The organism is Ruegeria sp. YTSA135 (genome assembly GCF_059610165.1).
In genome coordinates this window covers 420,691-444,691 of the sequence record NZ_JBXWNC010000001.1, presented here as the reverse complement: position 1 = coordinate 444,691, position 24,001 = coordinate 420,691, and the positions used below count along the sequence as shown (strand labels likewise).

The following is a 24,001-nucleotide window of genomic DNA, read 5'->3' as shown; positions in this document are numbered from 1 at the left end:
CCAGATGAAGTGGGATCCGGGAATTGCGCTTGGGCGCGTTGCGTGCATGATGCTGCAAAAGAAAAGAGGGTTTCATGCCAGCAGCGGAAATTTTGGAAACATCGCAGGGACGACGGTTGGCCTATCACAAGCGCGAGGGCATAGGTCCGACTATTGTTTTCCTAGGTGGCCTCAAATCGGATATGGAGGGCACCAAGGCGGTGCATCTTGACGCCTGGGCGCAGGCTCGCGGGCAGGCGTTCCTGCGGTTTGATTATTCTGGCCACGGCGAAAGCTCTGAGGCGTTTACCGATGGCTGTATCGGGGATTGGCACGAGGATACGGTTGCTGCTGTTACTGCACTAACTGACGGGCCTTTGATCGTTGTAGGATCATCCATGGGAGGGTGGCAGGCGCTGTTGTTGGCCAAGGCGATGCCCGAGCGGTTTGCGGGCATGGTCACCATCGCCGCTGCACCGGACTTTACCGAGGATGGGTATTGGGCGTCGTTCAGTGATGAGCAAAAGGCGGCGCTGGATAGCGTCGGTCACGTTGAGCTGCCCTCGGACTACATGGAGCCTTACATTATCACCAAACGGATGATCACGGATGGGCGGCAGCGCCTTGTGTTGCGTGACCCTTTGAGCTTGCCTTTTCCGGTGCGTTTTTTGCAAGGAACGGCGGATACGGCGGTGTCAACGGAAACGGCCGTGCGGTTGCTGAACCACGCGACTGGACCGGATATGCAGCTACTTTTGGTCAAGGATGCGGATCACCGCTTTTCCGATGGCCCCTGTTTGAGCCTGATCGAACAGGCCGTGCTTGAAGTCATGGGGAAAGGCTGATGCAATGTATCGGATGGCTTCTTGGGCGCGCGCTGCTTGCGCTAATTGTGATTTGCGGGCTGATCTATTGGCTTGGCCCGCGTGAAGAAGTTAATCTGAACCCGCGCTTTGATCCGCGCAAGTTTGGCGAAGGCGTCCAAGTTTACTTCGAAAGTACCGAGTCTGCCTATGACGACATCGTTCCGGGCGTTGAAAAGCGCGTGATCTGGCAAGACGGCTTTAAAGAGCAGCGCACGCCGGTATCGGTGCTCTACGTTCACGGATTCTCGGCCTCGTCCGAGGAAATCCGCCCGGTGCCCGACTTGGTGGCAGACGCGCTGGGGGCCAACCTTGTCTATACCCGCTTGCAAGGCCACGGGCGACAGCACGGCGATGCCTTGGCCGAAGGAACGGCATCGGGCTGGATGGTTGACATGGCCGAAGGATTAGCAGCGGCGCGGGCGGTTGGCGATAAGGTTGTTGTCATCTCGACCTCGACCGGTGGCACCTTGGCCGTAGCTGCCGCGTTGGATGAGGGGCTGAGTAAGGGCGTAGCCGGGATCGTCTTTGTCTCGCCCAACTTCGGTGTGAACACGCCGGGCGCCTGGATACCTGGTTTGCCTTGGGCACGCGGCTGGCTGCCGATGGTGATGGGGGAAACCCGCGATGTCTCTGGCCCAGACCCGGAAAAGAACACGTACTGGACATCGGTCTACCCGTGGGAGGCGGTGGTGCCGATGACAGCGTTGGTCGAAACCGTCTATGCACAGGACGTTTCAGGCACAAAGGTGCCGGCGCTATTTTGGTTCTCGGATAACGATCAGGTGGTGCGGCCCGACCTGACCCACAAAGTGGCCGAGGCATGGGGCGGCCCTGCGACGGTAGAGCTGGTGACGATGGGGCCGGGGGATGATCCTGCATCGCATGTGATCGCGGGGCGGCTGATGTCTCCGGGGCAGACTGACGCCGCTGTGACGGGCATTCTGGAGTGGCTGAACGGAATAGGTATAGAGTAGAGATGCGTAAACCGGGCAGCATGTGGAGCCTTGAGACGCTCGGCCGCGTGCGCCTGTCCCGGCATTTTTTCATGCGGGATTTCCTGTATTCAGAGATCGGGAATTTCCATAAAAAACAAAACCTTCCCGACAATCCTGATCTTGCCATCGAAACCGGGCGCGCACTATGTCAAACCTTGCTGGACCCGTTGGCGGAAACCTTCGGGCGGGTGGCGGTCCGGTCCGGGTATCGCTCACCCTCTTTGAACCGGTTCGGGAATGAAAACCGGCTGAACTGCGCCCGCAACGATAACCCGCTGGAATGTCACATCTGGGACAGGGGAGAGGGCGACGCGCGCATTGCCGGGGCCTCGATTGTTATTCCGTGGTTTGCCGACCAATACGATGCCGGGCGCGATTGGCGTGATCTGGCATGGTGGATGCATGATCATCTGGACTATTCCGAGATTTGGTTCTTTCCCAAGCTCTGCGCCTTTAATCTGGTTTGGCGGCCCAAGCCGCATCGTCGCATCGACAGCTATATCGCACCGCGCGGCTGTCTGCTGCGTCCCGGAGAGGAGCCGGGTGAAAACCGAAAGGCACGCCGCGCAAGATATTCGGATTTCCCACCCTTTCGAGGTATTTCTTATCCCTGAAGTTTAACTTGCCCGGGGGTGCAAAACCTCTCATCTTGTTGGGAAAGACTATTCGAATATCGGAAGTGTTACGAGGCCCCGCGTGATCGAGCCGCTGGTTTTACTGCCTGAAATGATGTGCGATGCACGTCTTTTTGAACCTCAGCTCACCTGCTTGTCACGATCCCGCGCCGTAACAGTTGCACCGATTTCAATAGGCGAACGCGTCGAAGAAATTGCATCGGCCTTGCTGGATCAGTTGCCACATCGGTTTGCTCTGGGCGGTTTGGGCATGGGCGGTGTGGTTGCGTTGGAGCTAATTCGACGCGCACCGGATCGGGTGTCTCGGCTGTGTCTGATGGCGACCGATGCACAGGCTGATGCTCCGCAGGCAGCGGCGGCGCGCGAAGAACTGGTGGTGGGGGCCAAAATGGGCCGGCTTGAAGAGGTGATGCGCAAGATCATCGGGTCTGAGGCTTTGGCACCCGGACCTCAGCGTATTCCAATTCTGAACGAGGTCGTTTTGATGGCGTTGGACTTCGGACCTGAGGTTTTTGAACGTCAAATCCGAGCCATGCAAAGACGACCGGATCAGCAGGGCGAATTAAGACACATCAAGGTGCCAACGCTGGTGCTTTGCGGTGCATATGACACGATAACACCGCAGCGAAAGCACGCCTTCATGGCTGAACTTATTCCAGATGCCGAGCTTAGGGTTGTGGAGGAGGCTGGGCACCTTCCAACGCTCGAAGCAGCACAAGTTGTAAATCAGGCGCTGACGGAATGGCTCAGTACACCGGTACGGGCGGCCTATGTATAGAGCTTTGCCCGCTCAGCCTTGCTGAGTATGGTTGGTTTGGCGACCGGCTCACCGCTGTCACAATCAAAGAACGGCGTGTTTTTCCAATTGCCGGACACCCAGGACTTGGCGAGGCGCCTGAGCATCCCAACCGCCGCATAGCGTAGGTTTTCGTGTTTCTGCTTACCGTCTGGCTGGGGCACAAATCCCCGCGTGGTCATTGGGCCAAGCCCGCTGGGGTCGACGATCCGATTTGTGATAAATCCGGCAAACGGAACCTTTGCCGTGCGCGCCGTGGTTGCAAGCGGCGCATTGCAACATTTCGCATACCAGCGCAACATTCCCTTGGGGCTGAGTTGCATTAACGCAATATACTCAGCCCCCTTGTCGATCCGGATTTCTTCCGGGCTCATTTGCAGGATATCGACAGGGCCGGGGGCCGGATCAGGTTGCCCAAAATACAACTGGGCCGCGCGACAATCACGACAGAAACAGCCGACATGAGTGCCAGATTGTACGCCGGTAGCCGTGATATGCCCTTGCAACGCGCCGCAATTGCAGGAGAAGGCCATTCCCTCGCCCGCTGTTGACCCCATTTTTTAAGCGACTTTATTCTTGTTGGCGGCCCGCCGACGCGGTTTGCGCGTATTGGCGTTCATGAAATCAATCACTAGCGGCCGGATATTGTCGCGCCAGCTGCGGCCAGCGAAAATACCATAGTGGCCGGCACCGGGTTCGACATGGCTGGCCTTTTTGGAATCCGGCAGACCGGTGCACAGATCAAGGGCCGCGATACACTGACCAGGGGCCGAGATATCATCATTCGCGCCCTCGACGGTCTTTACCGCGACATCGGTGATCTTACCGATATCCACCTTGTGACCAGCGACGACAAATTCGTTTCGGGCAATCTCGCGGTTTTTGAACACGCGCTCGACCGTCGAAAGATAGAACTCAGCGGTCATATCCATGACGGCGAGGTATTCGTCGTAAAACCGGTTATGCGCATCGTGATCCGAGGCCTCACCCCGCATAACCCGCTGAATCTGGTCAGAAAACGCCTTAGAATGGCGCTCCGCGTTCATGGACATGAAGGACGCCAATTGAAGAAGACCCGGATAGACCATCCGGCCAACGCCTTTGTATTTGAAACCGACGCGCTGGATCATCGTCTCTTCCAGTTGCCCCATAGTGACACGACGACCGAAATCGGTGACATCGGTAGGTGTGGCGTCCGGGTCGACGGGCCCGCCAATCAAGGTCAGGGTACTGGGTTGTGCCTTTGGCTCGACCTCAGCCAAGTAGGCAGTCGCGGCTAATGTGAGAGGCGCAGGTTGGCAAACGGCCACAACATGCGTGTCAGGGCCAAGTTCTTTCATGAAATCGACAAGATAGAGTGTATAGTCCTCTACATCGAACTTACCTTCGGACACGGGGATGTCGCGCGCGTTATGCCAGTCAGTGATATAGACTTCGCAGTTAACCAGCAGACTTTTCACGGTCGACCGAAGCAGAGTCGCATAGTGGCCGGACATCGGCGCAACCAAAAGCACCTTGCGCGGCTGCTCTTCGCGGCCGTTCACACGGAAATGCACAAGGTCACCAAACGGACGTTCAACAACCGTGGTGACATCTACAAGGTGGTCCTTCCCATCCTCGCAGGTAAAGGTGCGAATGCCCCAGTCCGGTTTGACTACCATGCGCTGGAACGTACGCTCGGTCACTTCGCCCCAGGCGGCCATCATGCTAAAGACAGGATTGGGTGCCATAGAGAAAGCGGGGTAGGATGCCATGGCGCTGGCGGTTGCACCCATCCATTGGTTAGTGTTGCGCACCGTCTCCATCAGGTCGTACGTCATCATATAGCGCATGGAAAGGGGCCTCCTGAATGTCAGCCTTAAAGTTCGGACCATTCACCGCTTTGCCCCCCGACACCCACGGCGTTATTCTGCATAGCAGCAAGGTTAGGGGGGAATTGTTAAAATGACAATAAGTGAAGACCAAATGCCAGAAGTTACTGAACAAAACATTGAACGACTTAAAGAAAATATGGAAAAGGTCGAACAGCTTTCCAAGCGGCTGATCGAAGTCATGGCGGTAAAACAGCCGCATACCCCGGCCTTGGACGCCCCGAATCAAGAGCTTTTTGCAAAAGCAGCAACGGCATATTGGTCCGAGGCATGGCATAATCCCGCCAAGTTGCTTGAACAGCAGATTGAGTACTGGGGCAAGTCGGTATTGAACTTTGCCGAGGCGCAGCAGGCGATCACAACCGGCGAGGTCGATGAGATCCCACTGGAAGACAAGCGGTTTTCCAACCCAATGTGGGAGACAAACCCTTACTTCCGCCTGATCCGCCAGCAATACCAGACCAATTCAGCAGCCATCGCGCAGGCGGTGGCTTCGGTTGAGGATCTCGATGCCAAGGACAAACGGCGTCTGCAGTATTTCTCGCAGCAGATTATCGACATGATGGCGCCGACGAATTTTCTGGCGACCAACCCGGATGCGCTGGAAAAGGCTGTCGAGACAGAAGGGCAGTCGCTCATTCAGGGGCTGGAAAACCTTGTTGCGGACCTTGAGGCCAATGATGGCGAATTGGTTGTTAAGCTTGCCGATGAGGACGCTTTCGAGGTCGGTGGAAACTTGGCGACCACACCGGGCGACGTGGTCTATCGCAACAGGATGATGGAACTGATCCAGTACAAGCCTGCAACGCAGACCGTGCATGAAACGCCGGTCGTGCTGTTCCCGCCCTGGATCAACAAGTTCTACATTCTCGACCTCAAGGCACAGAACAGCATGATCAAATGGATCACCGAACAGGGCTATACCCTGTTCGTGGTTAGTTGGGTCAACCCGGATGAAAGCTATGCAGATACGGGGATGGAGGATTACGTCCAGGACGGCTTCCTGACTGCGGTTGATGTTGCCAAGAAGATTTGCAAGGTCAAACAGGTTAACGCGATCGGGTACTGTATCGCGGGCACGACGCTGAGTCTGACTCTGTCGTTGCTGAAACAACGCGGCGACAAGTCGATCAAATCGGCGACCCTTTTTACCGCGCTCACGGACTTTTCCGATCAGGGTGAGTTCACGCCCTTCCTGCAGAATGATTTCATAGACGGGGTCGAGGAAGAAGTTACCAAGAAAGGCGTATTGCGATCCTGGATTATGGGGCGCACCATGTCGTTTCTGCGCTCGCGCGACCTGGTCTACGGCCCGGCGATCCGCAGCTATATGATGGGAGAGGTGCCGCCGGCCTTTGATCTGCTGTTCTGGAACGGGGACGGGGCCAACCTTCCGGCCAAGATGACAGTTCAGTATCTGCGTGGCCTTTGCCAGCGCAACGAATTCGCCGAGGACGGATTCGAGCTTTTGGGCCACAAGCTGCATGTTCGTGACGTGGATGTGCCGATTATGGCAATCACCTGCGAGACGGACCACATCGCGGCGTGGAAAGACTGTTACCGCGGGGTGCAGATGATGGGGTCGCGGTCCAAGACGTTTGTTGTCTCGGAATCCGGTCACATCGCAGGGATCGTTAATCCGCCCAGCAAAAGGAAGTACGGCCACTATACGAACCCGGATCTGACGGCAGAGGCAGATACGTGGCTGAAAGAGGCGGACTTCCACGAAGGCTCTTGGTGGCCGATGTGGGAGGCCTGGCTCAAGAAGCGTTCAGGCAAGCAGGTTCCTGCCCGCGATACTGGTGATTCGAAACACCCTCGGTTGGCGCCGGCACCCGGAACGTATGTAGTGGCCGACCCAAACGCCTGATTCCATTCTGAAACAAAAAATTTCTGCGGTGCAGCAAAAAATACTTGAAATGCTGCGTCGCAGCATTCATATTGTCCTCAAGCTGAAGAAAACCGGGGTGGGCTCGGTTCGGCAATAAGGATTAGGACAATGGCAAAGACTCAAGACTTTACCGCCACTCTGAAAGACATGATGGGCGCATTCCCAGTTGACACTACCGCACTGGAAGGTGCGTTCAAATCGACAGCGTCGCTGAACGAAAAACTGTCGGGCGTTGCTTTGGAAGCCGCCGAGAAATCGGCTGAGATTTCGAGCAAATGGACCAAAGACACCCTGGCTAAACTGACTGAAATGTCGAAAGCAAAGTCAGAGCCTGCTGACTACGCAAAAGCTGCAACAGATTTCGCAAGCGCGTCGGCTGAAGTTGCTGCTGAAAACATGGCCGCTTTCGCTGAGGTTGCCAAGAAGCTGCAGACCGAAACCATCGAGCTGCTGATGGCTGCCGGCAAAGAAGCTGCTGAAGACGCAACCGCTGTCGTCAAAAAAGCAACCAACGACGTGACAGCTGCTGCCAAGAAAGCGGCAACTGCCAAGTAAGATAAGGCCGCGAAGCGCACCCGTTCCTCCCATCTGGTGCAATCGCGTTGGGCAGGTCCTTTGACCTGCCCTTTCTTTTTGTTCTGCGCTCGCATAACCTCTGCTGCAACGCATCATCCTTGGGGAGGGTAAACGGTGTCAGAACAAGAAAAACCGCTGTTGATCAAGCGCTATGCCAGCCGTCGGCTGTATAACACTGAGACCAGCGACTACGTCACGCTCGAAGATATCGCGGCGTTTATCCGCGACGGTCGTGAAGTGCAGATCATTGATCTGAAAACCGGGGATGATCTGACCCGGCAGTATTTACTTCAAATCATTGCCGAGCATGAAAGCCGGGGCGAAAATGTCCTTCCCGTCAATGTTCTGAATGATCTGGTTCGCAGCTACATGATCCCCGGTGGGGGGATGATGCCGCAGTTCCTGCAAAGCTCGTTCGAGATGCTGCGCGAAAGCCAGAGCAAGATGATGGAAAACATGAACGCGATGAACCCGATGTCACAGATGCCGGGTTTCGAAGCCATGAAAGCGCAGCAACAGGCCTTTTTAAAGGCGATGACGGGCGGTCTTTCGGGTGCCTGGTCAGGACCGGATAAAGAGGGCGATGCGCCCGAATCCAAAGAAGATCTGGACGATATAAAGAAGCAATTGGCTGAATTGCAGCAAAAGCTCTCGAAATTGAACTGACGCGTGGGGTGATGCGCTGGCTGATCCTGGGTGCTGCTGTACTTTGGACCCAGCCCGTGCTGTCGCAGGGCGTTTTCTCGGAAAATTGGTCTTCGGTATGCACGCTGGGTACAAAGTCTGCTGACGGGTGCGACGCCATTCGCGCACGCGAGATTCTGGATGCAGACACTGCGCCTTGGTATGCGATTGGGCGGATAAATTTTGCCAGCCGGGATCAGCGGTCCCATTGCACAGGTGTTCTGGTGTCGGACCGGCTGGTTCTGACTGCGGCTCATTGCCTTTACAATGCGCAACGCAAGCGATGGATTCCACCGGCCAGCATTCGGTTTGCGGCTGGTTATCAACGCGGGAAAGCTGTTGCTGTCTCAGCTGTTCAGGACTACCGGACGCATCCTGAGCAGGGTGTAGAAGGCGCTTTCGAAAGCCGTGCGGAATTGGACTGGGCCATTCTTGAACTCAGCGAGCCGCTTGGGCAGGTCGTAGGGTTTCTGCCGCTTGCGGAGCCGGATGGTGCGACCACGTTCGTGGCTGGCTATCCCGGATTGCGGCCCCACGTGCTCAGCCGGACCGATGACTGTCGCGCTCAAACCGTCGCCGAAGGGGTTCTGCTGGCCGTCTGTCCCGTCATGATGGGAGACTCAGGTGCACCGCTATTGGCGGACACACCAACCGGCCCTCAGGTTGTGGCAATTCTGTCTTCAGTCGCAGCAACCCCGGACGGGGTTACGGCGCTGTTCTTATCTGTCGATGGTTTTGGCCTTGACGCTGAATAGGCTTCACGTGCCGTAGGCGGGAACCGGGCCAGTTACCTCACCGACCGAGGCCAGCAGGATATCGGCGATCACGTCCAGTTCGGCCCGCGTCAACCGCACGGGCAGTCTGACATCACACGCCCTCATCAACATGTCGCGCGTTTTCGGCAAATCGAACTTTTCAGGCAGGAATTGCCAGTTCCAATACGCACGCGCGTTGTCTTCGCTAAGCCCGAAGACCTGAACCTTAACACCGCGAGCTTCGGAAGCGGCGGCAAAAGCGCGGATTTCACCTTCGTCCATTCCAACCAGATTAAACTGGATCGAGTCCGGTGCGCGACGTTCAGGGTCCAGCGGGGCAGGGACGTCGATATGGGGCGACGTGTTCAAGCGCTCGGCCACATAATCGTGGTTGCTAAGGCCATCGCGCACGCGGCGCGCCAGTTCCGGCAATTGCGGGCGGATCACGGCTGCGCTCAGGTTGTTCATCCGCAGGTTATACAGCGGCACTTGGTTCTGCCAGCGGGCAAAGGCTTGCTCTAACTCGGGCGAGTTGTCGCCGCGCGGGCCTTTGTGTTTCTTCCAGTTATGCTCGTAAGCGCCCGACATGATCACGGCGCGGGCCACGAGGTCGGCGTCATCGGTGATCAGAATGCCACCTTCGCCAGCGTTGATCATCTTGTAAGACTGGAACGAGAAACAGCCGACCTTGCCAATGGTGCCGATGTTCTGCCCATGCCAGGTGGTTCCCAGCGAATGCGCTGCATCCTCGATCACCGGGATATAGCGTGCGTTACACAGGGCCATGATCGCGTCCATGTCCGAAGTGTGGCCACGCATATGGCTGATGATGACCGCCTGCACATTGTCCAGCTTGGCGGCGAAATCGGTCATGTCGATGCGATAGTCATCGCCAACTTCACACAGCACCGGAATACAGTCTGCGTGCACGATCGAGGACGGTACGGCAGCGAATGTAAAGCCGGGGATCAGCACCCGTGCGTCGCGTGGCAGGCCAAGTGCCTTGAGCGACAGGAACAAAGCGGCAGAGCAGGACGAAACCGCCAGCGCGTATTTCGTGCCCAGAAGTTCTGCGAACTCCGCTTCGAGCAATGCCACCGGCGCATCCTGTGGCGCGGTATAGCGAAACAGGTCGCCTGACTGCATCAGGGCGTCAATGGCTTCTCTTGCGGCTGCGGGGATGGGTTCGGCATCATGAACGTTTGGAGGAAGCGTCATATTTGGTTTTCCCGAATTCTATCTTTGGGAAAGATAAAGCTAATCCTGAGACAAAGAAACCCCTCAATCGCCATGTGGGCGAATTTTCACCAATCTGTCGTACTTCGCTGAGGTTACAGGCCGAGGCGATCCCGCAGGGCAAACCACGTCATCGCTAGGACCAGAAGCGGGCTACGCAGCGCAGGGCCGCCGGGGAACGGAAGGGCGGGTACGCGCGATAGTGTATCAAAGCCTTCGGCCTGCCCCTGAATGGCATGTGCCATCAGTTGACCAGCATGAGTGGCCGTACCGACCCCATGGCCGGAATATCCCGACGCGGAAAGGATATTTGACCCGACCCGTGCCAGATAGGGCATACGCCGCATAGTGATGGCCAGCGTCCCGCCCCAGGCATAGTCGATCTTCACATCGCGCAGGTGCGGAAAAATCTCAACCATCGGTTTATGGACCTTGGCCGCGATGTCGCCGGGAAAACGGTATCCATAGCTTTCGCCACCCCCAAACAAAAGGCGGCCATCGGCGCTGAGTCGAAAGTAATTCACAACGAATTTAGTATCGGCCACCGCGATATCTTTGGTCAAGATACGCGCCGCGTCGATACCCAAAGGTTCAGTCGCTGCGATGAAGTTGTTTATCGGCATGACCCGCGCGGCCACGTTGCGGTTCAGGTCGCCAAGATACCCGTTGCAGGCCAGAATGACGTGATCCGCGCTGATCGTGCCATTCGCAGTACGCAGTTTTGCAGGTTGCCCTTCCTCAATAGCGGTGACCTCGGTGCTTTCAAAGATGGACACCCCAGCCTTTACCGCCGCTTGCGCCAGCCCCAGGCAATAGTTCAACGGATGTAGATGCGCGGCGCCCATGTCCAAATACCCGCCACGATAGGTTGGTGAAGGGCAAAGCCCGTGCCCGGACGCATCGTCAAGTAACTCGATCTGGTCATAGCCATACCGATCCGACAAATGGGCAGCGTGTTCATGCAACTCATTCCGCTCAGAGGTCGACAGGCCCAAAACGGCGACGCCGGGCTTCAGGTCGCAGTTGATCCGGTGCTTCGCAATCAACGATTTCACCAGATCTTTCGCATCCTCGGCCAGATCCCAAAGCTTGGCGGCATCCTCATCGCCGACCAACCGTTCCAGATCCTCCTGATCCATCCGCTGGGCGCTGCCCAATTGGCCACCGTTGCGACCTGAGGCGCCAAAGCCTACGCGGTGCGCCTCAAGCAGTACGACGTTGAACCCGGCCTCTGCCAGGTGCAGCGCCGCGGACAGGCCGGTATAGCCGCCACCGACGACACAGACATCGGCTTTGGCATCGCCGGATAAGACCGGAAACCGATCTATCGGATTTGCGGTCGCCGCGTACCAACTGGCCGGATACTCGGCCTTTCGGTCGTTGGAATAAAGCAGGTTCATTACGTGCCTCAGACGTTCATCAGCAGATGCTCACGCTCCCACGGAGAGATCACCTGCAGGAACTCCTCATACTCAGCCCGTTTCACGATGCCGTAGACGCGGGCGAACTCGGGGCCAAGAACCTGGTGCAGTGCGGTTGCTTCGTCGAACAGATCCAGCGCGTTGCCCATTACCTGCGGGATGTCGCCTTCTCCTTCGTAAGCATCGCCATAGAACTGACGGCGGGGGCGTTCCTGACGGGTCAGCCCCAGATAGCCACAGGCCAGCGACAACGCGATTCCCAGATAGGGGTTGCAATCCATCCCGGCGATGCGGTTTTCCACGCGCCGCGCCTCGGGTCCGGACAGAGGTACGCGGATACCGGTGGTGCGATTGTCGCGGGCCCATTCAAGATTGATCGGCGCGGCGTGGTCTTTCACGTAGCGTCGGTAGGAATTCACATAAGGCGCCATTACGGCCAGACCTGCAGGCAGATGGTTTTGCAACCCGGCGATGAAGTTGTAGAACGCGTCAGTCTCGCCCCCTTGCGGGCCAGAAAAGATATTCTGCCCGGTCTCAATATCGGTAATCGAGTGGTGGATGTGCATGGCCGAGCCGGGTTCATCCGCGATTGGTTTTGCCATGAAGGTGGCAAAGCAATTGTGACGCAACGCGGCCTCGCGGATCAGGCGTTTGAAATAAAAGACCTCATCAGCCAGTTTGACAGGATCACCGTGGCGCAAATTGATTTCCAACTGACCGGCACCGCCTTCTTGCGTGATGCCGTCGATCTCGAACCCCTGGTGTTCGGCAAAGTCATAGATGTCGTCGATGACCGGGCCGAACTCATCCACTGCTGTCATTGAATACGCCTGCCGCGCCGCTGCGGGACGCCCCGATCGGCCCATCATCGGCTTGATGCCTTGCGCCGGATCGACGTTGGGTGCGACCAGAAAGAACTCCATCTCAGGCGCAACAATCGGCTTCCAGCCCTTGTCGCGGTACAGCTGCACCACCCGTTTCAGCACGTTGCGGGGGCTGAAGGGGATAGGCTCTCCATCCCGGTCATAGGCGTCGTGGATCACCTGAAGCGTCCAGTCGCCAGTCCAAGGGGCGGCTGATGCGGTCGAGAAATCGGGTTTCAGGATCATGTCGCGTTCGATGAACCCATCCTCGCCCGCGGCTTCGCCCCAGTCACCTGTGATGGTCTGGTAGAAGATGCTGTCAGGCAAATGGAAATAGTCCTGTCGGGCGAATTTGGATGCCGGAACAGCCTTGCCACGCGCGATGCCCGGCAGGTCAGCGATGATGCACTCGACCTCATCCAGACGCTGACCTTCGATATAGGTGCGTGCAGCCTGCGGCAGTTGATCTTTCCAGTCGGCCATCAGGCCCTCTCTTTCTTCAGAAACTCCGCCATGAGTTGTCCGATCTTCGGGTTGTCGTTTGCGGCGGGCAGGCGATTTGCGGCGGCTTGCATCAGATCATCGGGAACAACGCCCTTGCCGCGCGTGTCCATCAGGCCCTGAATGAACCCGTCGCCATATTCGGGATGCGCCTGAACAGTCCAAATATTGTCGCCATAGGCCACCATGGCGTTTTCGCAGAACGCGTTCGAGCCCAGAACACGCGCGCCTTCGGGTAGGGCGACCACCTGATCCTGATGCCACGCGTTTAGCGTCACAGTCTGACCGTCATATGCGTAGTCAGTGCGCCCGACGGCCCAGCCGCCCTTGAATTTCTCGACCTTGCCACCCAAGGCCTGCGCAATGATCTGGTGGCCAAAGCAAACACCGATCAAAGGACGGCCGCTTTTCTGTATGTCGCGGATCAGGGTTTCCAGCGGTGGAATCCAGGGATGATCCTCGTATGCGCCATGGCGCGAACCGGTGATGATCCAGCCGTCGGCCTGAGATTCATCTTTGGGGAAATGGCCATCCACGACAGCAAAGGTTTCGTAAGTAAAGCCATTGCCATCCAGAAGGTCGCGAAACATCGCGTCATATTCGCTGAACTCGTTTTGCAATGCGTCCGGTCGGTGGCCGGTCAGAAGGATGCCGATTTTCATGAGTGTATCACGGGTCGCTAAATTTGATCAAATTTACTGTAGCCCACCCAATTCAAGCGGGCAAGAGGGGTCACACCGCCTCAAGATAGCTGAGCCAGTGGTCTTCGGGCGGGCGGTCGCCAAAGCGTCGGATTTCCTGCCGCTTTGTCATGGCTAAAAAACGGATCAGATCGGCCGAGAAGATGCGCGCAACCTGTGGATCGGTTTCAAAGGCTGCAATGGCGTCCGCCCAGTCTGTTGCCAATTGCGGCAGGCCGTCGATCTCATACGCATTGCCCGAGATGGGGGCAGGGGGGTCGACCTCGTCCTCAATCCCGTTCAACGCGGCACCAAGAACGGCGGCCAGCATCAGGTAAGCGTTGATATCGCCACCCGCGACGCGGTGTTCGATCCGACGCGCGGCCGGGGCTCCTCCGGGAATGCGCACGGCGGCGGTTCGGTTTTCATAGGCCCAACTTGCGCCGGTAGGCGCATGTGCACCGGGTACGAGACGGGTGTAAGAGTTTCCGTGGGGTGCAAATATCAGCGTACTGCCCGGCATTGCTGCCAGGCACCCGGCAACAGCCCAGCGTAGAAAATCGGTGCCTTTGGGGCCGCCATTGTCGAATACATTCCGGCCCTTGCCGTCCACGACAGAGAAATGGACATGCATCCCGTTTCCTGCGTCTTCGGCGTAAGGCTTGGACATGAACGTGGCAGTGAACCCATGTTTGCGTGCCAGACCACGCGTCAACGCCTTGAAAAGCCATGTATCATCGGCACACCGCATGGCATCTTGATGGTTCAGGTTGATTTCGAACTGGCCAATGCCGCTTTCGGAAATGGCGGTTTGTGCGGGAATGCCCATTTCGGCACAGCCGTCATACAGGTCGGTAAAGAAGGAATCGAAAGCATCCATTTCTGCCATGGACAGCACTGCCTCGTCCGTCAACCGACGCCCGGTAACCGGGTTGACCGGGGGCTGAGGCTGCGGGCCAGAGGCGTCCAGCAGCGTAAACTCCAGCTCGGTTGCGGCGACGACGGACCAGTCGCGTTGGGCGTAGCGTTGCAGTACCGAGGCTAAGGCGTGCCGGGGGTCTCCGGCGAAAGGCGCACCGGAATCATCATGCAGGCACATTGGTACCAGAGCTGTGTCCACGGCCAGCCAGGGCATCGGCACCGGCCCGCGATCTGTCGGCAGCAACATTCCATCCGCATCACCGGATTCGAAGACCAGCGGGCTGCCAGCAATATCCGCGCCCCAAAGGTCGACGTTCAGCGCAGAAAAAGGCATCCGCACTGCCCCTTTGGATAGCTTGTCCGAATATGACGGCGGCACGCGCTTGCCGCGCATTTGACCATTCAGATCGCAGGCAGCAACGCGAAAACTGTGCAGAGTGCTCAGGTCCATCGGGGTCTCCATCCATCATCTTGTCCGAGATGTAATCGAGACCGCGTGTCTTGTCACTAAATTTGATCAAATTATCAGTGCAGCGACTCAGCAGCGAAAAATGCTCTGCGCCCAAAGGGCAGGGCGCAGAGCGCGGGCTTTATACGAAGGTTATGCCGTTTTCATCCATGGGCAGCACAGCGACATGCATACCTGACATGGCTTTGATTGCGTTCGCAAGCGCGGGGGCGGAAGGCGGCGTGCCGGGCTCACCCACGCCGGTGGGCGCTTCGGCGGAGGGTACGATATGTACGTCGATCGCGGCGATATCACCGATCCGTAGCGGCTCATAGTCCGGAAAGTTGAACTGGTCTACGGCTCCGCTTGTCAGCGTGATCTGATCACGCATGACGTGGCCGATTCCGTAACCAATGCCGCCTTCCATCTGTGCGCGCACGATGTCCGGGTTTACCGCGATGCCGCAATCGACAGCACAGGTAACCTTTTCGATCTTGATGCCGCTGTCCGGATCACCCGAAATCTCAACGACTTCAGCTGCATAGGACCCAAAGGATTTATGCACCGCTACACCTAGAGACCGCCCTTCCGGGACGTTGCCCCAACCAGCCTTTTCAGCTGCCAGTCTCAGCACGGCGGCCTTCCGCGCCTGATCCGGGTTGCTGGCGTCCGACAGGTGCGCCAGACGGAATTCAACCGGATCACGGCCTGCGGCCTTGGCCACCACGTCCATCATGGTTTCCATCGTGTAGGCCGTGTGCGTGTGCCCGACGGACCGCCACCATAGAACGGTCGTAGCCTTGGGTGTATCCGTCAAACCTACAGCCATGCCGGGGATGGCATAGGGGCTGTCCGCGACGCCCTCGACCGAGCTGTGGTCAACGCCGTCATGCACCATAACAGATTCGAACGGAGTGCCTTTGATGATGGATTGCCCCGCTATCTGATGCTGCCAACCCACGATGTTGCCATCGGCGTCCAGACCCACCCGGACCTTGTGGCCGAAGGCAGGGCGGTAGTAGCCGCTGCGGATGTCATCCTCGCGTGTCCAGACCAGCTTTACCGGACGCGAACGGTCGGTGACGGCAAATGCCAATGCAGCCTCGACCTGGTAATCCGCATCTGGTGTTGCGCGCCGCCCGAACGATCCGCCCGCCAGCATCGTTTTGATCTGAATCTTTTCGGGCGGAAGCTCGAAGATTTGCTGATAAGCCATGTGCGGGCCGGTCGGCATTTGCGCTCCGTCATGCAACACGATGCTGCCATCCGCCGTTTGTTCGATGGTGCAGTTCAGCGGCTCCATCGGCGCATGTGCGAGCAGCGGGAAGTAAAAGGTCTTTTCGATCACCTTGTCCGCCCCGTCGATGGCTGCTGACACGGCTGCAACATCCGCCTTGTTCACATTGTAGGTCGGCTCAGCGTCCAGCGCGGCCATGATCTCGGTCTTGATGTCATCTGAGTTACGGGTCTCGGCGCCGGACATATCCCAGTCGACCGCAAGCGCGTCGCGCGCCTGAATTGCGGCCCAGGTGTTTTCGGCAAAAACGGCCACGCCGGCCTTGTTCGGCAAAACGGCTGCACTGATATAGCCCTTAACCTCTTTCGAGGCGCTGTCGTCAAAACCGTTGGCAATCCCGCCACGCGATTCAGGGCGCTTTATCATCGCAACCATCTGGTTGGGCAAATGCAGGTCCATCCCATAGATGGCCTGACCGTTCCCCTTGATGGCCGAGTCCTTGCGCCGCACGGCGTCATTGCCGATCAGGCGGAATTCGGACGGATCTTTCAAACGCGGTTCGGCAGGTGCGTCCAGCTGAGCGGCTGCGGCAACAAATTCCGCTATCGGTGCGGACTTGTCTCGGGCTTTGACGATGCCCTCTTCGATTGAGATTCCAGAGGCGTCAACACCCCAGCTTTGGGCGGCTGCATTGATCAGCATTTCGCGCGCGGCGGCACCCGCCTGACGGTATTGCAGCCAAGAGTTTGCCATCGCGGTCGATCCGCCGGTGCCCTGGAAGGGGCCAAAAAACAGGTTGTTGTAGACATTAGGATCAGAGGGCGCGAAGTCGTACTTGATCTGATCCATGCGAAGGCCGATTTCTTCGGCGATCAGCGTCGGCAGACCGGTTGCCGGGCCTTGTCCTTTTTCAAAGTGTTTGACGATGGCAGTCACTGTGCCATCCGCGTCGATCTTTACAAAAGGGTTGAACTGAGTGGCCTCGGACGAGGCAGCCGCCAGCGCACCATCAGGGCGAGCGCCAACCAGCAGCACGGCACCGGCAGCCGCGGCACCCTTCAGAAACCCACGGCGAGCGGTGTTGATGGTCATGGATCAGGCCTCCAGTATTTCGGACGCGCGCTGGATACCGGCGCGAATGCGTTGATAAGTGGCGCAGCGGCAGGCGTTGCCGTACATATAGCTGTCGATTTCTTCGACCGAAGGCTTGGGGTTTTCGGATAGCAGCCCGACTGCGGACATCACCTGACCAGACTGGCAGTAGCCGCACTGAACCACGTCCAATTCGACCCAAGCCTGCTGAACTGCCGCGCCGATCTTGTCCTGACCAACGGCTTCGATTGTGGTGATTTCTGCGTCTTCAACGTCTTCAATATAGGTCTGGCACGAGCGTACAGGCTCGCCTTTCAGATGCACGGTGCACGCGCCACACGAGGCGACACCGCAGCCGAATTTCGTTCCTGTAAGCTTCAGTTCATCCCGAATAACCCACAGCAGGGGCGTGCCGGGTTCGGCGTCAACCGTGTGGGTCTCGCCATTTAATTTCAATGTCAATGCCATGAGAGGACTCTCCGTGTTGGGCTGGTTACCTGAATCGGTAAACTGGCGGGTTTACCAGTGACACAAAAGGCCATCACTGTAAACTCATAAGTTTACTTGGTGTTTGACGATCATTCGTCAATAGGTCTATAGCTTTGATATGACTGTGTGCAGTGCTCCGAACGCGTCCAAGTACGCGCAGATCATTGAAGCTGCCGTGGCCGAGTTCCAGGACAAGGGCTTTGCTGCGGCCAGTATGGATCGCATTTCGGCACGGGCAGAGGTGTCCAAAAGAACGCTGTATAAGTATTTTGAAAGCAAGGAAAACCTGTTTCAGTCCATCGTGGTCGAGCTGTCCAGCCGCTTTGCCGAAGTGGTGGAAATACGGTATGAAAAAGGCCGTGATATCCGTGAACAACTGACCGCGCTCGCCTGGGCCGAAGGCCGTATCCTGATGATGCCGGAAGTGATCGCGATGGCCCGAATGGTGATAAGCGAAACCTTGCGCAGTCCGGCCCTGGCCGCCGAAGCGCAAAGCAAGCTGGACAAGACCGCGGCGTTCATCGCCATGCTGCGGGACGCGGCGGAGGATAGCCAGCTACGGATCGACGACCCGGTACAAGCGGGGCATGAGTTTATTGGCCTCATCAAGGCACGTGCCTTCTGGCCACTTTTGTTCACCGGCGCAGTTCTGAGCGAGGCCGAGATGGCCGAGACCATAGAAAGCAGCGTTGAAATGATGATCAGCCGCTATGGCGTTCAAAAGTAGAATTAACCCTCTTGCGACCTATGCGAGCCAAGGTACTCCGTGGTGGCACGGTTACGTTTACATCCGCGAGTTCAATACTGAAAAACCTGCACCAGTTATGCAGTCTGCCAATTCATACCCAAATCCGATAGGTGCCTTTGTACCCGCCCCGGATAATCCGTCACGATTGCATCCACGCGCAGATCGATCATCCTGCTGATATCTTCCGGCTCGTTTACCGTCCAAACCACAACGCAAAGCCCAAGGTCCTTGGCAAGCGCCACGCTTTCAGCTGTCACATCCGAGAAATAAGGACACCAAAACGCCCCCCCTGCGTCTTTGACCAAATGAGGGATGTCATCTCGTCGACCGCGAAAATCCGGGCAAATGGTTTTCGATGAATCTTCGCCGGGATCATCGGCGTTTTCGGGAAGCTGCGTCAGATAAGACGAAGGAAAGTCCGGAGCCTGTCGCTGACACTCTGCCAGCAGATTCCAATCGAAACTGTGCATAATCGTGCGCGACGATAAGCCAGTGCCACGGACATCCTGGAGTACACGCCCAACAAAGCTTTCTCTGTACGATGTGTCATGAGCCAAGTCAGGGTCCGACTTGAGTTCCAGCATCAGATAGGCATTGCCGTGTTCGGGGGCGTTGATGAGATCGAGCAGGTCCACAAGTTTTGGAACACGCACCCCGTCCAACTGGGCCTGATCCGGAAAACGCTGGCCATAGGCTGTTTGCCCGTCCAATCGACCGATGTCGAACTTCTGGATCTGTTCGAACGTCAGAGAGGAGACCTCGGTCTCTTCTCCGATAAGGAACTGACCGTCAGCATCGCGGAATGTCGGGGCGTGAAGATGGTGGTTATGCGTGATGACCGGCACGTTGTCCGCCGTGAGGACCACATCAAACTCAAGCAGGGGAACGCCAATCGACAGTGTAAAATCGAACCCGATCATGCTGTTTTCGGGTAAAATGCCGCGCGCGCCGCGATGGCCCACGACACGGATCAGGTTTTCACCGCCGCGAAATGCCTCGACCTGCGGGAACGCCATCAGCTTTCCAGCCTTTTTCCGGATGTGGCGTCGAACAGATGCATATGTTCTGGCGCGACAGTGAAACGCATTGTTGAATGATGGCCCTCGACCAGATGCACGCCCGGCAGGCTAATCGTGATCGCGCCTTCGGTTCCGGTCAGGTGACCGTGAAACAGGGTGTTTGCCCCCAGGGGTTCGGCCATTTGAACCGTGACCTCAAGCGGACCGTTTTCATCCAGTAACAGATGCTCTGGCCGTATCCCCAGCTTTAACGCAGTATCGGGACCCTGAGAGGGGCCAACCGCGATATCGCCAATCCTGATCGCGCCATCCGTACGATGCGCATCAAACACATTCATCGCCGGACTACCGATGAATTGCGCAGCAAACAGAGTTTGCGGGGTTTCATAAACCTCAAGCGGCGTGCCGATTTGTTCGGCAATACCGCCATTCATCACGATCATCCTGTCCGCCATTGTCATGGCCTCGACCTGATCGTGCGTCACGTAAAGCGAGGTGATCCCCAGCTTCTCCTGCAGCTCTCGGATTTCAAGGCGCATTTGCACACGCAGTTTGGCGTCCAGGTTTGAAAGCGGTTCATCAAACAGGAAAACAGCCGGTTCGCGTACAATCGCCCGGCCCATTGCAACCCGCTGGCGTTGGCCACCGGAAAGCTGCCTGGGCTTACGGTCCAGCAATGGTTCCAGTTGCAACAGCTTTGCGGCCTTGGTCACCTTTTGATCAATCTCAGCCTTGGGCAACCCGGCGATCTTCAGGCCGTAGCCCATGTTTTGGCGCACGGACATATGCGGGTAGAGCGCGTAGTTCTGAAACACCATTGCGATGTCACGATCCATTGGCTCTTTGTCATTGGCCCGTTCCGCCCCGATCCGGATTTCGCCGGATGATACGGTTTCAAGACCCGCCACCATCCGCAGAAGCGTGGATTTCCCGCATCCTGAGGGTCCGACGATCACGATGAACTCGCCATCTGACACATCAATGTCGATGCCATGAATAACATCCGTCGGGCCGAAGCTTTTCTTGACATTCTCTAGGGTAACTGTCGCCATTTCTTACTTCTCGCTATCGACAAGGCCGCGGACAAAGAGCTTTTGCATCGACACCACCACGATGACCGGCGGGATCATCGCCAGAATGGACGTCGCCATGATCGTCGGCCAATGTGCAAAGTCGTCACCGGACGGAAACATCTGTTTGATACCCATCACGATGGTATTCATCTCGGGATCGGTCGTGATCAGCAGCGGCCAAAGGTACTGGTTCCACCCATAGATGAACAGGATCACGAACAGTGCGGCGATGTTGGTCCGGCTCATGGGGACGACGATATCAACAAAGAACCGCATCGGTCGCGCGCCGTCGACCCGGGCGGCCTCGGCCAGTTCGTCGGGTATGGTCAGAAAGAACTGACGGAACAGGAAGGTTGCCGTGGCCGAGGCGATCAGGGGAAAGATCAGCCCGTAATAGCTGTTGAGCATGCCGAACCCGGCGACAACTTCGAACGTCGGTACGATGCGGACTTCGACCGGCAGCATCAGGGTCAGGAAGATCAGCCAGAAGAACGTCGTTCGTCCGGGAAAGCGGAAATAGACGATCGCGAAAGCCGACAGCAGAGAGATGATGATTTTGCCGACTGCAATTCCGATTGCCATCACCAGACTGTTGAACAGCATCGTGGCCACGGGCACATTTACCCCCGAGAACAGCGCCGCCTTGTAGTTCACCCAGAACTGATCGCCGGGCACGACTGGCATCGGCGGTGAGACGATCTCGGCCTGGGTCACGGTCGAAGCCACGAAGGCAAGCCATATCGGGAAGAATATGATCAGGACACCGAGGATCATCAAAGCATGGGACAACCAGATGCCCGCGCCGCGTTTTTCGACCATTCCGTGTTGTTGGGCTGCCATCAGTAATGCACCCTCTTTTCCACGTATTTGAACTGGATGACCGTCAACAGGCCCACGACGATCAGCAAGATGACCGATTGCGCCGAAGACGAGCCGAGATCCTGCCCCACAAACCCGTCCGAGAAAACCTTGTAGACAAGGATTGTCGTCGATTGTTGCGGCCCGCCACCGGTGATTGTGTGGATCACACCAAAGGTTTCGAAAAAGGCATAAACGACGTTCACCACCAGCAAGAAGAACGCCGTCGGCGACAGCAACGGCAGCACGATCGTGAAGAACCGGCGCCAGAAATGCGCGCCGTCAATCGCTGCAGCCTCAATCACCGATCTCGGGACGGACTGGAGGGCGGCGAAGAAAAACAGGAAGTTATAACTGATACGCCCCCAAGCCGAAGCAACAACCACAAGACCCATGGCCTCGGTCCCGTTCAAAACGTGATTCCAGTCATAGCCGAGTTGCCCTAGATACCACGACACGACGCCGACGCGCGTGTTGAACATGAACAGCCAAAGCACGCCCGCAACCGCAGGGGCGACAGCGTAGGGCCAGATCAGCAGCGTACGGTACACGCCCGACCCTTTGATCAGGCGATCCGCAATGACCGCCAGAAACAAGGCGGGGATCATCGAACACAAGGTGACCAGCGTTGAAAAAACTGCAGTCGTCACGAAGGATGCGCGGTAGAACTTATCGCTCAGCAGGAATTCAAAGTTGCCCAGGCCGACGAATTGAGACGATAGCCCAAACGGGTCGGGGATGAACAAAGACTGCCAAACAGCCTGTCCTGCGGGATAAAAGAAGAAAACAGCGGAAATAATGACCTGAGGGGCGATCAGCGCCAATGGCAAAAGCCAGCCGCGAAAGGTGACGCGTTTTTCCATCCTGATGTCCCACTAGCAAATGCGGGCTCCGAAGAGCCCGCACCGGATTGCGTTTTGTTAATTGGCAGATTCGAACCGGCGCAGCAGCGCGTCACCGCGTTCTTTTGCGCTGTCCATTGCTTCCTGAGCGGTCTTTTCACCGGACCAGATGGCCTCAAGCTCTTCGTCGATGATGCCACGGATCTGGTCGAACGACCCCAGACGCAGACCTTTCGAATTTGCTGTCGGCTCTTTCGCTGTCATCTGGATCACGGCGATATCGGTGCCGGGGTTTTCGTCATAAAAGCCAGCGGCTCGCGTGGCTTCACCAGCTTCCGCTGTAATCGGAAGGTAACCGGTGTTCTGGTGCCATGCCGCCTGAACGTCCGACGATGACAGGAAGCTGAGGAATTCACCAACGCCCTTGTACTCGTCAGCTTCGTGGCCTTCCATCACCCACAGTGAGGCACCACCGATAATGGTGTTCTGCGGCTCACTCACGACTGCTTCCCAGTAGGGCAATGGACGCACGTCAAACTCGAATTCAGCCTCCGAGCTGATACCGGCATACCCGGCCGAGCTTTCGGTGAAGAGCGCGCATTCCCCGGCTCGGAAGTTCGCTCCACCTTCATTTCTGCGACCGGTGTAGATGAACTTCCCATCCTTGGCCCAATCGCCCATCGCCGTCAGATGCGCAACCTGAACCGGACCGTTCAGCATCAGCTCGGTATCCAGACCGGCGAAACCATTGTCCTGCGATGCGAAAGGAACATCGTGGTATGCTGACAGGTTCTCAAGATGGATCCAGCTTTGCCATGCAGTGACCAGCGGGCATTCCTCGCCTCCGGCCTTGAGCTGATCAAGAACCTCGCCGACTCTTTCCCAGGTGGAAAGGTCGGTATCTGGATCGACGCCCGCGGCTTCCATCGCGTCGCGGTTAACCCAAAGCACCGGGGTCGAAGAGTTGAAGGGCAGGGACAGCATGTCGCCATCGGTGGTCGTGTAATAGCCTTTGACAGCGCCGATATAGGCATCCGAGTCAAACGACGCACCGCTTTCAGCCATCACCTCATAGACCGGCTTGATCGCGCCTTCGGCTGACATCATCGTTGCGGTGCCAACCTCAAAAACCATCAGGATGTGCGGCTGCTCACCCGCGCGGAACGCGGCAATGCCTGCATTCAGTGTTTCCGAGTAATTGCCCTTGTGGCTTTCGACCACGACAAACTCATCCTGGCTGGCGTTGAATTCTTCAACCTGAGCTTTCACAAGCTCACCCAGGCGGCCTGTGAAGGCATGCCAGAACTGAACTTCGGTTTGCGCCATTGCCGCCACTGGGGACAAGGCAGTTGTTACGGCAAGAGCGCCAAGCAGATTCTTTTTCATGATTCCTCCCATGCATCAGGTGTGATGCTTCGTTGAATACCGACCGCAACGGGTAAACGGCACACATGACGATTTCACGACGTTAACGTTACAGAAATATAATTCAAGACCATTCTACTGGATAAAAAAATAACATAAT

Annotated in this window: 23 protein-coding genes; 9 read left to right on the top strand and 14 right to left on the bottom strand. The window is 57.1% G+C overall.

Annotated elements, in window-relative coordinates:
- Positions 1-74: 74 nt before the first annotated feature.
- The 4 genes from AC2FIT_RS02170 to AC2FIT_RS02155 all read left to right on the top strand — a co-directional run bounded on the left by AC2FIT_RS02170 (position 75) and on the right by AC2FIT_RS02155 (position 3,253).
- Complete coding sequence (locus tag AC2FIT_RS02170; protein WP_496826186.1) at positions 75-824, top strand: alpha/beta fold hydrolase; 750 nt, start codon at positions 75-77, stop codon at positions 822-824.
- Positions 824-1,819 carry an alpha/beta hydrolase gene (locus AC2FIT_RS02165; protein ID WP_496826184.1) on the top strand — a complete coding sequence of 332 codons (996 nt, stop codon included), beginning with the start codon at positions 824-826 and terminating at the stop codon, positions 1,817-1,819. Before AC2FIT_RS02170 ends, AC2FIT_RS02165 begins: the two co-directional genes overlap by 1 nt.
- A gap of 20 nt (positions 1,820-1,839) precedes the next feature.
- Positions 1,840-2,454, top strand: coding sequence for a hypothetical protein (locus AC2FIT_RS02160; RefSeq protein ID WP_496826503.1), 615 nt, complete (start codon positions 1,840-1,842; stop codon positions 2,452-2,454).
- Between the two features lie 82 nt (positions 2,455-2,536).
- Positions 2,537-3,253 (top strand): alpha/beta fold hydrolase, encoded by a 717-nt coding sequence (locus tag AC2FIT_RS02155; protein WP_496826182.1) that lies wholly within the window; start codon positions 2,537-2,539, stop codon positions 3,251-3,253.
- Here AC2FIT_RS02155 and AC2FIT_RS02150 read toward each other — a convergent pair.
- The gene (locus AC2FIT_RS02150; RefSeq protein ID WP_496826180.1) at positions 3,244-3,828 is read right to left on the bottom strand and encodes a DUF6151 family protein; all 585 of its coding nucleotides are present in this window, start codon (positions 3,826-3,828) and stop codon (positions 3,244-3,246) included. The two genes, AC2FIT_RS02155 and AC2FIT_RS02150, sit on opposite strands and share 10 nt — an antisense overlap.
- 3 nt (positions 3,829-3,831) lie before the next feature.
- Positions 3,832-5,103, bottom strand: coding sequence for a polyhydroxyalkanoate depolymerase (gene phaZ, locus AC2FIT_RS02145; RefSeq protein ID WP_496826178.1), 1,272 nt, complete (start codon positions 5,101-5,103; stop codon positions 3,832-3,834).
- Between the two features lie 112 nt (positions 5,104-5,215).
- Here phaZ and AC2FIT_RS02140 point away from each other — a divergent pair, with 112 nt between their 5' ends.
- The 4 genes from AC2FIT_RS02140 to AC2FIT_RS02125 all read left to right on the top strand — a co-directional run bounded on the left by AC2FIT_RS02140 (position 5,216) and on the right by AC2FIT_RS02125 (position 9,048).
- A complete protein-coding gene (locus tag AC2FIT_RS02140) occupies positions 5,216-7,012 on the top strand; it encodes a PHA/PHB synthase family protein (RefSeq protein WP_496826176.1) in 1,797 nt (598 codons plus the stop codon).
- Between the two features lie 129 nt (positions 7,013-7,141).
- Entirely contained in the window at positions 7,142-7,588 is a 447-nt protein-coding gene (locus AC2FIT_RS02135; RefSeq protein WP_496826174.1) for a phasin family protein, read from the top strand.
- Between the two features lie 135 nt (positions 7,589-7,723).
- Positions 7,724-8,275: a polyhydroxyalkanoate synthesis repressor PhaR gene (gene phaR / locus AC2FIT_RS02130; RefSeq protein WP_068332171.1), complete on the top strand. Its 552-nt coding sequence runs from the start codon at positions 7,724-7,726 to the stop codon at positions 8,273-8,275.
- 11 nt (positions 8,276-8,286) lie between these two features.
- On the top strand, positions 8,287-9,048 hold the full coding sequence (locus tag AC2FIT_RS02125; protein ID WP_496826501.1) for a trypsin-like serine peptidase: 762 nt from the start codon (positions 8,287-8,289) through the stop codon (positions 9,046-9,048).
- A 3-nt stretch (positions 9,049-9,051) separates the two neighbouring features.
- Here the strand turns inward: AC2FIT_RS02125 and AC2FIT_RS02120 are convergent, their stop codons facing one another.
- The 7 genes from AC2FIT_RS02120 to AC2FIT_RS02090 form a co-directional block, all read right to left on the bottom strand.
- Complete coding sequence (locus AC2FIT_RS02120; RefSeq protein WP_496826172.1) at positions 9,052-10,266, bottom strand: DegT/DnrJ/EryC1/StrS family aminotransferase; 1,215 nt, start codon at positions 10,264-10,266, stop codon at positions 9,052-9,054.
- A 113-nt stretch (positions 10,267-10,379) separates the two neighbouring features.
- Positions 10,380-11,684: an NAD(P)/FAD-dependent oxidoreductase gene (locus AC2FIT_RS02115; protein WP_496826170.1), complete on the bottom strand. Its 1,305-nt coding sequence runs from the start codon at positions 11,682-11,684 to the stop codon at positions 10,380-10,382.
- 8 nt (positions 11,685-11,692) lie between these two features.
- A complete protein-coding gene (locus tag AC2FIT_RS02110) occupies positions 11,693-13,051 on the bottom strand; it encodes a glutamine synthetase family protein (RefSeq protein WP_496826168.1) in 1,359 nt (452 codons plus the stop codon).
- Positions 13,051-13,731: a type 1 glutamine amidotransferase gene (locus tag AC2FIT_RS02105; protein ID WP_496826166.1), complete on the bottom strand. Its 681-nt coding sequence runs from the start codon at positions 13,729-13,731 to the stop codon at positions 13,051-13,053. The genes AC2FIT_RS02110 and AC2FIT_RS02105 overlap by 1 nt, the downstream gene beginning before the upstream one ends.
- A gap of 70 nt (positions 13,732-13,801) precedes the next feature.
- Positions 13,802-15,121: a glutamine synthetase family protein gene (locus AC2FIT_RS02100; protein ID WP_496826164.1), complete on the bottom strand. Its 1,320-nt coding sequence runs from the start codon at positions 15,119-15,121 to the stop codon at positions 13,802-13,804.
- Between the two features lie 139 nt (positions 15,122-15,260).
- Complete coding sequence (locus AC2FIT_RS02095; RefSeq protein WP_496826163.1) at positions 15,261-17,447, bottom strand: xanthine dehydrogenase family protein molybdopterin-binding subunit; 2,187 nt, start codon at positions 17,445-17,447, stop codon at positions 15,261-15,263.
- A gap of 3 nt (positions 17,448-17,450) precedes the next feature.
- The gene (locus AC2FIT_RS02090; protein ID WP_496826161.1) at positions 17,451-17,915 is read right to left on the bottom strand and encodes a (2Fe-2S)-binding protein; all 465 of its coding nucleotides are present in this window, start codon (positions 17,913-17,915) and stop codon (positions 17,451-17,453) included.
- Positions 17,916-18,054: 139 nt separating this feature from the next.
- Between AC2FIT_RS02090 and AC2FIT_RS02085 the strand changes: the two genes are divergently transcribed.
- Entirely contained in the window at positions 18,055-18,663 is a 609-nt protein-coding gene (locus AC2FIT_RS02085) for a TetR/AcrR family transcriptional regulator (protein WP_496826159.1), read from the top strand.
- A 95-nt stretch (positions 18,664-18,758) separates the two neighbouring features.
- Here the strand turns inward: AC2FIT_RS02085 and AC2FIT_RS02080 are convergent, their stop codons facing one another.
- Genes AC2FIT_RS02080 through ugpB form a run of 5 tightly spaced genes read right to left on the bottom strand, consistent with a single transcriptional unit; the run spans position 18,759 to position 23,862 of the window.
- Positions 18,759-19,700 (bottom strand): glycerophosphodiester phosphodiesterase family protein, encoded by a 942-nt coding sequence (locus AC2FIT_RS02080; protein WP_496826157.1) that lies wholly within the window; start codon positions 19,698-19,700, stop codon positions 18,759-18,761.
- On the bottom strand, positions 19,700-20,755 hold the full coding sequence (locus tag AC2FIT_RS02075) for a sn-glycerol-3-phosphate import ATP-binding protein UgpC (RefSeq protein ID WP_496826155.1): 1,056 nt from the start codon (positions 20,753-20,755) through the stop codon (positions 19,700-19,702). Before AC2FIT_RS02075 ends, AC2FIT_RS02080 begins: the two co-directional genes overlap by 1 nt.
- 3 nt (positions 20,756-20,758) lie before the next feature.
- Positions 20,759-21,595, bottom strand: coding sequence for a sn-glycerol-3-phosphate ABC transporter permease UgpE (ugpE, locus tag AC2FIT_RS02070; RefSeq protein ID WP_170346227.1), 837 nt, complete (start codon positions 21,593-21,595; stop codon positions 20,759-20,761).
- 20 nt (positions 21,596-21,615) lie between these two features.
- Positions 21,616-22,497 (bottom strand): sn-glycerol-3-phosphate ABC transporter permease UgpA, encoded by an 882-nt coding sequence (gene ugpA, locus AC2FIT_RS02065; protein WP_496759321.1) that lies wholly within the window; start codon positions 22,495-22,497, stop codon positions 21,616-21,618.
- A gap of 57 nt (positions 22,498-22,554) precedes the next feature.
- Positions 22,555-23,862: a sn-glycerol-3-phosphate ABC transporter substrate-binding protein UgpB gene (gene ugpB, locus AC2FIT_RS02060; RefSeq protein WP_496826152.1), complete on the bottom strand. Its 1,308-nt coding sequence runs from the start codon at positions 23,860-23,862 to the stop codon at positions 22,555-22,557.
- Between the last annotated feature and the right edge of the window lie 139 nt (positions 23,863-24,001).